At 26.7% G+C, this 12206-nt stretch carries 16 protein-coding genes and 3 pseudogenes; 11 read left to right on the top strand and 8 right to left on the bottom strand.

Annotation, left to right across the window (positions count from 1 at the left end):
- Positions 1-397: 397 nt before the first annotated feature.
- From N747_RS03590 to N747_RS0103195, 10 genes and pseudogenes are all read left to right on the top strand, one after another.
- Positions 398-2065: a hypothetical protein gene (locus N747_RS03590; protein ID WP_420885273.1), complete on the top strand. Its 1668-nt coding sequence runs from the start codon at positions 398-400 to the stop codon at positions 2063-2065.
- A gap of 206 nt (positions 2066-2271) precedes the next feature.
- Positions 2272-2736, top strand: coding sequence for a hypothetical protein (locus N747_RS04250; RefSeq protein WP_320408509.1), 465 nt, complete (start codon positions 2272-2274; stop codon positions 2734-2736).
- 74 nt (positions 2737-2810) lie between these two features.
- Entirely contained in the window at positions 2811-2948 is a 138-nt protein-coding gene (locus N747_RS04245) for a hypothetical protein (RefSeq protein ID WP_320408508.1), read from the top strand.
- 24 nt (positions 2949-2972) lie between these two features.
- Complete coding sequence (locus tag N747_RS0103230; protein WP_024563758.1) at positions 2973-3236, top strand: SVM family protein; 264 nt, start codon at positions 2973-2975, stop codon at positions 3234-3236.
- A gap of 105 nt (positions 3237-3341) precedes the next feature.
- Positions 3342-3979: pseudogene (locus tag N747_RS04305) on the top strand (lambda-exonuclease family protein).
- Positions 3980-4037: 58 nt separating this feature from the next.
- Positions 4038-4550: a dTMP kinase gene (gene tmk / locus N747_RS03575; RefSeq protein WP_240992326.1), complete on the top strand. Its 513-nt coding sequence runs from the start codon at positions 4038-4040 to the stop codon at positions 4548-4550.
- A gap of 99 nt (positions 4551-4649) precedes the next feature.
- Positions 4650-4793, top strand: coding sequence for a hypothetical protein (locus N747_RS04170; protein ID WP_240992325.1), 144 nt, complete (start codon positions 4650-4652; stop codon positions 4791-4793).
- A gap of 37 nt (positions 4794-4830) precedes the next feature.
- Complete coding sequence (locus tag N747_RS0103210) at positions 4831-5442, top strand: hypothetical protein (protein ID WP_011412564.1); 612 nt, start codon at positions 4831-4833, stop codon at positions 5440-5442.
- A gap of 207 nt (positions 5443-5649) precedes the next feature.
- Positions 5650-6255 carry a sigma-70 family RNA polymerase sigma factor gene (locus N747_RS0103200; protein WP_024563757.1) on the top strand — a complete coding sequence of 202 codons (606 nt, stop codon included), beginning with the start codon at positions 5650-5652 and terminating at the stop codon, positions 6253-6255.
- A gap of 238 nt (positions 6256-6493) precedes the next feature.
- Positions 6494-6733 (top strand): annotated as a pseudogene (locus tag N747_RS0103195) (single-stranded DNA-binding protein); the annotation flags it as partial.
- Here N747_RS0103195 and N747_RS03570 read toward each other — a convergent pair.
- From N747_RS03570 to N747_RS03915, 4 genes and pseudogenes are all read right to left on the bottom strand, one after another.
- Positions 6710-7015, bottom strand: coding sequence for a hypothetical protein (locus N747_RS03570; protein ID WP_240992324.1), 306 nt, complete (start codon positions 7013-7015; stop codon positions 6710-6712). The pseudogene N747_RS0103195 and the gene N747_RS03570 overlap by 24 nt on opposite strands.
- 3 nt (positions 7016-7018) lie before the next feature.
- Positions 7019-7486 (bottom strand): hypothetical protein, encoded by a 468-nt coding sequence (locus tag N747_RS03565; protein ID WP_240992323.1) that lies wholly within the window; start codon positions 7484-7486, stop codon positions 7019-7021.
- A 253-nt stretch (positions 7487-7739) separates the two neighbouring features.
- Positions 7740-8036, bottom strand: a complete 297-nt coding sequence (locus N747_RS03560; RefSeq protein ID WP_240992322.1) for a hypothetical protein — start codon at positions 8034-8036, stop codon at positions 7740-7742.
- Positions 7960-8172: pseudogene (locus N747_RS03915) on the bottom strand (hypothetical protein); the annotation flags it as partial. The pseudogene N747_RS03915 and the gene N747_RS03560, both read right to left, overlap by 77 nt.
- A gap of 213 nt (positions 8173-8385) precedes the next feature.
- Here N747_RS03915 and N747_RS04165 point away from each other — a divergent pair.
- The gene (locus N747_RS04165) at positions 8386-8601 is read left to right on the top strand and encodes a hypothetical protein (protein WP_024563755.1); all 216 of its coding nucleotides are present in this window, start codon (positions 8386-8388) and stop codon (positions 8599-8601) included.
- A gap of 46 nt (positions 8602-8647) precedes the next feature.
- Here N747_RS04165 and N747_RS0103170 read toward each other — a convergent pair whose 3' ends face one another.
- The 4 genes from N747_RS0103170 to N747_RS03895 form a co-directional block, all read right to left on the bottom strand.
- Entirely contained in the window at positions 8648-8860 is a 213-nt protein-coding gene (locus N747_RS0103170) for a hypothetical protein (RefSeq protein WP_024563754.1), read from the bottom strand.
- A 948-nt stretch (positions 8861-9808) separates the two neighbouring features.
- On the bottom strand, positions 9809-10336 hold the full coding sequence (locus N747_RS04160) for a hypothetical protein (protein ID WP_240992321.1): 528 nt from the start codon (positions 10334-10336) through the stop codon (positions 9809-9811).
- Positions 10337-10720: 384 nt separating this feature from the next.
- Positions 10721-11068: a hypothetical protein gene (locus N747_RS03900; protein WP_024563751.1), complete on the bottom strand. Its 348-nt coding sequence runs from the start codon at positions 11066-11068 to the stop codon at positions 10721-10723.
- 33 nt (positions 11069-11101) lie between these two features.
- Positions 11102-11479, bottom strand: coding sequence for a hypothetical protein (locus tag N747_RS03895; RefSeq protein ID WP_024563750.1), 378 nt, complete (start codon positions 11477-11479; stop codon positions 11102-11104).
- Positions 11480-12206: the final 727 nt, after the last annotated feature.

Here is a 12206-nt window from a genome sequence, read left to right as displayed (position 1 = left end):
GAGTATCTAGAACTGTGGTGGCTCATAAGATATGCTACCTCCGATTCAAGAACTGAAGATTGGTGCTACGCGCCCCACCTTACAATACTGAATCCAACTATCCAAGGTTAAGATCCTAGCTACATTCGTAGTTCACACTTTTGCATGTCATAGTACATGCACATGATTGGATCTTAATACACATTCAAGTTTTGATGCTGAAATAGAAATGAATTACAGAAAAGCCGAATCACCTCGATTCTGGACATGCCATCTCCCAGGAAAGCACAAGCATTCTTGACATGAGCAACGTAGTAAGTATCACACAACCCACATCGACTGCCAAAACCAACAATTAACCCAAAAACAAGATGAAACAACAAGCCTGAGGGAACAACACGTAAAAACTTTGGAAGAAATCCAAAAACAAATAGAAAACTACAAAAACATTGTCAAGGAATTAGAAGTTGAAACCGAAACCCTAAAAGAACAAATCGCAAAAAAAAATGAAAAAGCCAGCAAACTACGAGAAGAATTATTAACTAAACAAAATCAAATTAACACCATTAATCAAGAATTAGTTACTCTTTCACAACCCCAAACATTATTACAAAAAGAATTATCAGATTTAACTCAAACTTACGATGAATGGCAAAATAATTGCGAAATTGAAGCCAATAAAATAAGGCTTGTTAAAACTAATATTATAGACACTCAACACATTAAAGATAGACAAATGTATTACTCTCCTGTCCCCTTTACAGTTGAATTAACACCAATTTGGGAAGCAGAAGACATGCGCGAACGGAAAGCCAACCAACTTATACAAAACGCAAATAAAAAAATAATAAATAGTAGACCAATAGAAATCAATGGAAATACGTTTCATTATATAAAACCTGATTTATGTTTCAAAAAAATACTTTTTATAAATCCTGACTTTTCCAACCCAGAAGTTTATAACATCCTTCCAAATCAAGAATATTGGCACTTAAAATTTAGTAACAGCGTAAGTGAAACTCCTCCCCCAAATAAACTAAATAATTATAAATCCATATTAGAACAAAAAACTAATAATTTGAATGAAATTACACAAACACTAACCAACAAACAACAAGAATTAAATAAATATCAACAAGAATGCACTGATTTAATTATCAACCAAAAACCTGATGACACTCTACAACAAGAACTAAATAACAAAGAAACGCATATCAAAACCTTAAAAAACGAAATGCAACAACTAAAAATTAAAGAACAAGGATTTAGAAGTGAAATAGATACTTTGAAACTAGAAAACAAAAACCTAAAAGAAAAATACACTAACGATTTAAATAAAATCCAAGAACAACTAAACACATCTAAAACCGAAAACGAACAACTAGAAAAAGAAATCAAAGAAATTCAAGATGAATTAGTGAAAAACGGCAATGCAAACGAAGCATTAGTTAACCAATTAAATAATAAACAAACTCAAATTAAAGACTTAAAAGGCAAAATCAACATCTTAGAAGCTAACGAAATTCAACTACAAAAAGATGAAGAAATAGCAAAACTACAACAAACCATCCAAGAACAAGCAGAACAAATCATCAAACTAACCGCCGAAATTGAAACCAACATGAAAACCTTTAAACAACAAGCAATCAAAATCCAACAACTAGAAGGTGCAATCTCAGGACTTGAAGGCGCAAGCGGTTCATTAGGATTCGAAAACAAAGAACTACAACACGAAATCGAAAAACTAAAAGAGCAATTGAGAACCGAACAACTTGCTCACAAAGCAATGAAAAAGCAATTAGATGACCAAATCCTTAGATTAGAAGAAGACAAATCAACCCTAACCACCAAAGCCGACCAACTAAAAATCAAAACCTCCAAATGGGACAAAAGCGTAGAAAGAACAGGTGCAGTAGTAAACACAGTTATTTCAACGAAATCAGGAGCCATAATAGGAGCTTCATTGGGCTCTGCCATTTTACCTGGTGTCGGTACGATTATTGGCGGAGGCATAGGTGGTTTAATTAGTGGTGCCGCATCTGTTGCATCAAAATGGGACACATACAAACAATGGCTTGGATGGTAACAATAATGAATATTTTTTTGCATTATTGTTCTATTTATGTTAAAATAAAAGTAAGTTAAAAAAAGGAAATTTAAGATAGAATGGAATTATTTAAGATATTAACTATTGTATTTTTTTTGGGTATCATTTTTGGGTCAATCCCTTTATGGATTTGGTTTATTCAAAAACGAGAAAATACAAATAGGATTAAAAAAGTCAATATAAAGATGGGTTTGATTATTTATTATGTCATGATGTCTGTTTCAGTTTTTGGATTTGGAGTATTTTTATTTTTAGATAATAAATATGATATAATCAAATCAAAACCTAAAATCTACGAAATTCCCTCAACCAAAATAGAAACCCAAGAGGAGTGGTTTCAAACAAAAAGCGGTGCAAAATACACATATAATGAAAATAATTTACAAAAAAATAATAATAAAAGTTGGCTATTAACCGATATCGCGCAAGAAGGTGTTCCGATGATTAAAAGAACTTACACCTTCTACGGCCTCTACGGCCTAGGACGCGGTCACCACCGCGAACACGAACCCGCCGACCTCGCCCTATTTGTAAAAAACCCATTTGACAAATGGTACGATGAGGGTATGCGAGTAGATGAGTTTGATGGTTTCTACACAAAAGAAAACAAAATGATTCACAATTTGGTGGGGGCAATGGTGTTCGTATAGATCCATCAAATCATTACATAAAACTCAAATACGAAGGCCCCAAACACCTACTCGAAGAAGATAAAGACTTTTTCATGGATGAAGTAAACTGCACCTCAAACGAAAGAAGTCTTGAAGGCGTTTTGAAAAGCAAAACCTACTACCTACACTTCAACCCCAAACAAGGCTACATCACCCTATATACCCAAAAAACACAACACAAAAGAAAATAAATAAAAAACAGAAAAGAGAGAAAAATGTTAATTTTTAGATTAAAAAAACAATTATATTTATTAATAATAGTTCTATTTACTTTTTTAGGATTATTTTTTATCACCAATAATCATCAAGTAATGGCAATGGAAAAAAATAAACCCCTTCAAACGATTTATAACATTGAAACCAAAAATGTTAGAATAAATCCAAATAAACCCATAAAAATTAGTTATTATGTTAAAGATAAAGATTTATCATTAGAAGATATGGCGAAAAACATAAATATAATAAATAAATTAAAATAATCCCAATTAAAAAACAATTTAATATATATTTAATACAAATATTAACAACCCCCAAAACCAACAAATAAATCCAACCCAAGACTCTCATCACGAGAGTCTTTTTTTATACCCAACCTCAACCAAAGAACCTCAACAATGGTACCAACATCGCCAAAAATACATTAACGCCTCCGAAATAGTTAGCATCACGGGCAATGATAAATTTATAACCTTAGCCGCCCAATTAGTCCGTGACAAAATATTTAGAACTGCTTTTACCACCAACAAATACACCTAACATGGAAACAAAACCGAACCCTTAGCGTGTAGTTTCTTTGAAAAAACCACTAATCTAAAATTTCCCGATACCATCTTTACCGACGATAAAGTCCAAATGTTTCCATCCTCACTTGATGGATACAACTCAAAAACCAACACTTTATTAGAAATCAAATTCCCTTATGTTAACGAATTCAACACCACACCCCCATCTTGGAACGGCTTTTTTGCAAACAAAGAAGTCCCTAAAAACTACTGGGCCCAAGTTCAATGTCAACTCTACTGTAGCCAAGTTAAATTCGCTTATTTTTTAATTTATTTTAATGACACAAATTATCATGTAGTTCGCATTTACCAAGATAATAACTTCATTAATAAAATGATTAAAGACAGTAAAAAATATTTAGAATTACTACATAACACAAAAAAAAGAATTATCACAAACAATTTATTTAAAACAATTAACCAAACTAAATCACAAATAAGACCTTCAAATTGAAGGTCTTTTTTTATACCCAAAATTAGATTAAAAGGAGAATTACAATGAAATTAATTATATTCGAAGGATTAGACGGTAGCGGAAAAACAGGTTTAATAAAAAGCGTTAAGCACGGATTAAAAAAACAAGGAAAAGAAGTAATCGTTGTTCGCGGATTAGGAAGTTCTACAATTGGGGAATCCATACGCGAAACATTTTTAACGCATAACAAATTACACAATTTAACTAGATATTTTTTAAGTTTCGCCAATATGATTCAAACCCAAGAAGAACTCATCAAACCCCACTTAGAAACAAACAAAATCATTTTAGTTGACCGTTGGTTAGGCTCTAATTTCGCCTATCGCGTATATCCTAATCGAATTGATAAAAAATATTATTTTTTTAACAATTTAACTAAATTATTTATTAAACCAAATTTAACAGTTTATTTAAAAATCGACCCACAAACAGGGCTAAACCGCAAAGCAAATCAAACTAATCACACACTCGATGTTATTGAAACAAGCCCATTATCATATTTTTATCAAGTAGAAAAAGGTTTCAAGAGTTTTTAAACAAAAAACTAGGTCCCCAAATTATTTTAAATGCAATGGAACCCAAAACTTGGAAATCCAACACAAAACAAATAATCAAAAAAATAGGAGAAATATCAAATGGCAATAATAATTAAGAAAAAATACCAAAACGGTAATCTATATATCCATTATAGCAACGGTAAAATCAAAACTATTAAAAAAGATGGCACCATTCGATGGCGTACTAAAAAAATAAATTTCAAAAACCCCAAAAGACTCTAACCAAGAGTCTTTTTTTTATTTAGAAAGGAATAATCAAATGAATCAATTAAATAATTTACATTTCAACAATATCAATGTTTTTAACCACCAATCTTTATGTGTTGACATCACCAAACTTATAATCCAACCCTCATTATTCAACCAACCATTTAATGAGTATATGACACAAACCCACAATCTCCTAAACGAATATCTCCAAAACAACCACTACAATTCACAAAGTCAAAAATCAATCCGTGGTAAAATCAATGAATATTTAATTTTGTTATATCTAAACAATAAAGGAATCACCCATTTATACCCCCAATCACATTTATTTTTTATACCTGACATTAAATTCGATTTGGTTTTATTCACTAAAACCAAACGAATAATGGCCTTCAATTTCAAAACCTGCCTCCGAGACCGTTATAAACAAGCCATGGTAGAAGGTCAACAATTAAAAAAACTAGATACACGCTTTGAATTCTATCTATTAACTAATAATGGAACGGAAACCCAAAGACTCAACAACAAAATAAATCAAGGAAAAGTCCAAGGTATAAACGAGGTAATTAATCTATTTTCCAATTCAGCCGATAAATTCTTACAAAACTTACTTACCAACGAATTCATCCCCTTTTCTAATATCAATATAATTAAAAAATAATAACCAAGGAGTAAAAAATGAATCAATTAACTAACGAACAACGCGCTTTAAAACAATTAATAACTTTGAACTGTTCCAAAACTTTAGACACTTTTTACTTTTTAAAAACTCTTTAAGACTAACTATTAAGTTAGTCTTTTTTTCTTTTCTAAGACTAAAAAAAATAATTTCTTATCTTTTCTAAAAACGTTTTTAGAAAGGATTCTAATGTTAAGACAAGAATTATTTAAAGATTTTTTAAAAAATAAAAAGAATTTAGAAATTCGTAATCAATTAATCACACTTCATTTACCATTAGTCAAAAAAATAGTTTATCAATTTAAATATTATCCTCGAGTTTTAACTAAAGAAGATTTATATCAAGAAGGGATTTTAGGATTAATCAAAGCCCTAAATAATTACCAAGATTTAGGTTATGACTTTGTTACTTATGCAACTCCAAAAATAAAATTTGCAATCAATGAACTAATAAGAAAAAGCCATTCACCTTCAATCCCCCAAAAAAATCATAAAATTGATAATCTTTCTTTTAAAGAAGAGTTTTATGAACCATATCAAATAAATAATTTAAACCCTCATCAATTATGGTTAAAACAAGTTAATCATGAAATTTTTTTAAAAAAAATGAAAGCTAAATTAAGTGAAAACGAATTCAAAATTATCTATTTAAGTTTTGGTGTTCCTTTAGGAAATATTAACGAAGATTATCAAGGATGTTATACCAATACCGAAATAGCTGAAAAACTTAATTTATTTTTAAAACAAGTAGAAAATATTAAAAACATCGCTATCAAAAAATTAAAAAAACGTTAAAACCTATCGCTCGTCCGTAATGACGTTAAACTAGTTATTCAAAACAATAAAAAAATAAAAACCAGATTACTTTCAAAGTAATCTTTTTTTATATCAAAACCAAGCATAAAATTCTTGAAACAACAGTAATAAACGATTCCAACATCAACAAATCAGATAGTCGTTCAATACATTTGTTTTAAAAAGTTTTATTAATGAAGAAATTAAATATATATCAAAAAGTAAGGAAAAATAAAATATGTTAAATAAAGTTCAATTAATTGGCCGTATAAGCCATGATTTAGAAAAACAATATATCAATTCAAACAACGAACAAATTCCTAAAATCGATTTTCAATTAGCGGTTAATAACAAAGAGATAACCCAATTTATCCCTTGTGTAGTTTTTAGAAATCAAGCCGAAAACATGAAGAAATATTTACATAAAGGTTCGAAAATTTATCTTGAGGGAACTTTATCCATCCAAAAATACACGAATAAAATAGTCTTTGTTGTCGTCTAAGAAGTGTTTAGGGCCTTTGTATTTAACGATTAAAGAGTTGTTGCCTGGGCCTTTGTTTTGTTGTTTTTCGAATTTTACATATAAATATAATTGACTATCATCTTTTTTATCGAAATAAGCGGAATCGAATCCATTTAAAGTGGTATGGTTGTAAGTATCGCCATTTTTATTCCAACGGTCGAAAGGATGACGGTCTTCGATGTAACAAACTAAGTTAGAGGGTTCTTTTTGTTTTTCGATAAGTTTTTGGATGTTCATAAATTAGAAAGAGCCAATTTTGTCTTTGTTAGCGAGTTGTTGTTGATAATAACCGACTCCATTAAGGCCATCAAAGGTGTAATGAATTTCAATCATTGATTGAGTTCTTCCTCCGATATATTTACCAGAGACGTTTTCTAAAGCTTTAATGGTTCCTTCTAGAGCTTCGATATGAAGGCCTTGTTGAACCCATTTGTCGATTTGTTGTTCTAATTCTTCGCTTAAACGGTTAATTTCATTGGCTTGTTCGTTGATGATTTGGTTTAGTTGGGTGATTTCTTGATCTTTTTGGTAGATAGTTGCTTGATATTCTTTTTCTTTTTGTTGAAAATTAATAGTTAATTGATTGATTTCATTTTGGAGGGTTTGTTTTTCTTGTTCGGATAAAACTTGATTGGTTATTAATTCTTGGTTTTTCGTTTCAATTAAGGCTTTTTGTTCTTGGAGTTGGTTTTGGAGTTGTTCGGTCATTTGGTTTTGTTCGTTGATTTGATTGATTAATTGATTAATTTGTTTTTCTTTTTCAGTGTTGATCGTTTTTTCTTGGTGAAGATCAGTTTCTAGTTGATTAATCTTTTGATCTTGGTTAAAGATTTCGTTTTCTTTAGAACTGATTTTGTCGGTTTGTTGATTGATTTCTTTTTGAAGTTCTTGTTTTTCTTCTTGAGATAGTTTTTGATTGTTTTCTAATTCTTCTTGTTTTTGAGTTAAATCATGTTCTAAATTAGCTTTTTGAGTTTCTAAAAGTTAAACTATTAATTTTTTCTTGTTGAAGTTGAATTTCTAATAAGTTTTTGGCTTTGATGATTTCTTCAGGAGTTAGTTGTTGCGTTTCAGTTGTTTTATTATTTTCTTTTAATTCCTCGCCAAGTGGTAGTGTGTGTTGGAGTTGTTCTTGTTGGAGATTTTTTGGTTCAGTTTTTGATTGATCAACTGAACCATGATCAGGGATTGTTAAGGTTACCAGTTTTACTTTCTTCTTGAGTTTTTTCTTCTTGATTTGTCTCTTCTTTAACTTCATTATTATTAGTTAAAGTTGATTCTTCATTTTCAATAATAGTTGGATTGAATGATTGTTGAATAGATGTTGCTTGTAAGATTGGTGTTGGGGGATTTTCCATTTTATGGGTTAATTGTTGTGGTGGATTAGGGATTTTGATTTACTTTACAAGAACAATTATTTCATAACACAAATAAATGGCCAAAACAGCAACAAATATTTTTGATAAATTAAAAACCTATATCAATGATATAGATAAAATATTAAAAAACTACTAACCCCCCCACCACTTGAAAAAAATAAAATTGTAATTGATATAAATGCAGGCAAATTCAAAATCACAGAAATTAAAGATTTTATAAAAAAATTGATGGCTAATTCAAATGCAAAACTTGAATCCTATCCAGAACAAAATATTTTAATAAAACAATTAAGAAAACAATCTTTTAATTTAATAGAATTGATAAAAAAATCCAAACTCTCCAAAAAAATAATTCAAAAAATAGCTCAAAATAGCAATATAACTACCATATTTCAAAAAGATATGCAAGAATTAGAAAATCTTATAAAAACAACTATATTATAAATTATAAATGAATCTAATAAATTAAATATATAATTTGCGTAAATGACTAATTATTTGTCAAATCCATTTTTTTCTTCAATTCTTCCAAAACTTGATATACAATAACTTTAACTTGAGGATTGACAAAAATAATTTGATTTTTAACTTCAAAATGAGTTTTTTTACTACAATTTTTCAAAATAACAATTTTTAATTTATCAATATTAACTTTTTTCAACATTCTTCTAATTTTTTGTTCTTTGGCTTGTCTTTTTAACATGAATATTTCCTTTTTTCTTTTTTTTATTTTTATTAATAAATTATTTTTAGTTAATTAAATAAAATAATGTAAACTAGTTTTTTAATACCATATTTTTTTACTTTTTTTCTTTATAAAGATATTATACAACTTTTAAAATAACTTTTAAATATTTTAGTATTATTTTAATATATTGCATTATTTACATTTTGGATATATTTTAAATATTTTAAATCACAAAGGAACAAACTTCATTATTAATTGGATTAGTTTATTTGCAATTTAGAAATCAAAGACTAAATCATAAAATTATTAATGAAACAGCAGCCTATTAGTAAACCTCAATTCCAAACCCTCAAAAACTATAAAAAAACTCACCAAAATCAAATCAAAGAAAAAAGTGAGACAAAACTTTAAATAAAGAAATAGAATTTGCATCTGTAATCCAAAAACACTCAAAAAAACATTTTTATGGAATTAACGGTCTTAGATATCATCAAAAGAATTATCACGTATGCAAAATATTTTAACCCAAGAACTTATCAAACCAACTATTGCAAATTTAGAATCTATTTCAGAATTAACTGATTCTTAAACATTAGAACAAATAATAAATCCCCAAAAAAATACTTAAATACAAAAATAACTTGATTTGCTTAAAAAAGAAATAACAATTTTCAAGAACCTTTGGATTCGCACTGGATTAAATTATTGCAAAACCCTTTTAATAAATGGCAAAACAAAACTTTAAACAAGATAAAATTTTTATTCAAAGCGAAATAATACAAAATAACAATGCTATTTTTAACCAAAATATTGAAATTTACCTTAGATAAAATTAAATAATAGATTATAATTACGAAATATAACGTTCCTTAAAAAAATTATTAATTCAAGGGATTTTTTGTAGGCGATTACTGAGTTTTTTCAAAATATTGTTTCTTTTTAAAAAAATCTTTTTCTTATTACTTATATTATAACATTAATAATTTTAAGTTTTAATTTAAGTTTTTGTAATTTAAAATATTTTTTAAAATCCTTATTAAGAAAATAATTTTTTGATTGAATACTAGATAAATTTAAACTAAAATAATTATAATTTTGAAATTGATTTGGAGCCATATAAGATTTAAACAACAAAGTTAAATTGTGTGGAATTTTAATATTTCTTCCATTAATTGTTTGTTTAATATTCCATTCAAATATATTAGAAAAATTAAAATTAACTATTGGAAATGAACTTAATTCTATTTCTTTAATTATATCATAAGGAAATAATGCAAAAAAAGATTCTTGAGGACAAGAAAAACATGTACGAGAAAATCCAAACAAATGACGAATATAAAAATCAATTCCAATAGAAGCATTAGTTTCAATTTGTTTATCATTTTTAGTAATATATTTACTAACATAAGAAACAATTTTTGGAATATAATCTTTTATATCAAAAGTTCCTTTATAAAAAACTTTACATTTATCAATTTCAATTTTTAACATTTTTTAAGATTTGTTTCTGATGGTCTATAAATTTGCATATTTTGACTAATTGGATTTAAATGTTTATAATGTTTTATATTATTATTTTTGTTCATAACAGATGCATAAGCATTAGCCCAAAGAAAAGTAATTTGTGGCACTTTAACATTCTTTTTCTCATAATAATTTTGAGGTATTTTAATATTGCCTTTTTCATATATTTTATGCATTAAATAATCATCATAACAAATACTCTTATTTCACTTAATAGATCGGTTTTTCAAACCCAAAGCATATATCTTTATCAGTACATAAATAACGAGAATATCCACCAAAAGACTTTAAAACATCAAAACTAAAAAGAAAATGATAATGAATAATTCCTAATCTAGTAGTTTCCAAAGATCAAAAATAACGAAAATATTTTATTTTAGAATAAACCAAATCTTTTTGAGGAAACTGTTGAAGCAAATTTGATAAATAAGTTTTTCTTACTAAACGAATAAAACGATTTCTTAATTGTCCCATAATATTAAGTTCACAAGTATATTTGATAGATTTACCTTGTAAATCATCATAAGGTGCTGTTAAAGTAACAAAAGATAAATTTTTAGAATCTTTAAAATTATATAAAGCTTTATCCTTAGCATTTTGAGTAGAATCTCGATAATGCCTTAAAATTTTTAATTTTGGTTTATTTTCTTGAACTTTAACTTTTTTTAATTGTTTTTTCAAAGAATAATCAAATTCCAAATCATAATCACTTAATCTTAATTGTCTTTCTTCTTATTTTAATCTTAGATATTTTTTATGATATTTAATTCTTTCCAAAGATTCAAACATAGGATAATTAAAACATTTTAAACGAGTCTCTAAACCATTATCTTTTTTTTGTACTTTATAAATATTTTTAGAAATTTCCTTAAATAAAACACATAATTTAAAATAATATTTCTTATAATCAGATTCAATAATTTGATTTAATTTATGTTGTTTTTCTAATTGTTTAACTTTTTCATTATAAATTTTAATAGTAATAGATAATTCATCATAAATTTTTATATCTTTTGAATTAGGTAAATTAATTTTTAAACAATCTAAATCAAAAATTTTATCACTTAATCCTTTTGCAAAATCATCAGAAATTAATTCTTTTTTTACCAAAGAATAAAAATAATCTATAAAAATAAAAGAATCATTTAAAGTTAAAATTTAAATATCATATTCAGCACGAGTTATTGCAGTATAAATTATTTTTTTTCTAAAACTTTATCTTGTGATTCATTTCAGTTTTGCCAACCAATTAAATAAACACATGCATTTTCATATCCTTTATATCCATGTATCGTTGACAAAATAATTTTGCAATCTTTAATATTTTTATCAACAGTAGTAAAAGGAATTTGGTTTTTTCAAACTCATCTTTAAGTTTTTGTAATTCACCATTACTACGACAAAGAACAGTTATAGGATACATTAAAGAATTTTTAATTTTTTCGCACAAATAATTAACTTATTGATAACAATTATTAAAAAAAGAAAAATTTATAAAATCTATATATTTTTTTTCACTAAAAGATAATTGTAAATATTCCTTATTATCAATTAATTCATTAGCTACTTTAACAATAAAATAATAAAAATAATTTAAATCTTGAAATTAATCAATAAAAACAGGACGATTATAAATTAAACCATTATTTCTTTCAACAAATTCAATAAAATCACCAGTTTCAATTAATAAAACATCAAAAGTTATTAAATTATAATAATTTAATTTTTCATAATAAAAATTTAATATATAATTTCAATTCTTGATTCTCTTTTAAAATTAATTTTAAAATATTTAATTGAGTTTCACCATCAATAAATTTTCTTTCTTTTGTTTTTT

The sequence above is a fragment of the Candidatus Phytoplasma tritici genome, assembly GCF_000495255.1.
Taxonomy (GTDB): Bacteria; Bacillota_I; Bacilli_A; order Acholeplasmatales; family Acholeplasmataceae; genus Phytoplasma; species Phytoplasma tritici.
Note: the sequence above shows the minus strand (reverse complement) of the source record. Positions and strands in the feature narration are given on the sequence as shown.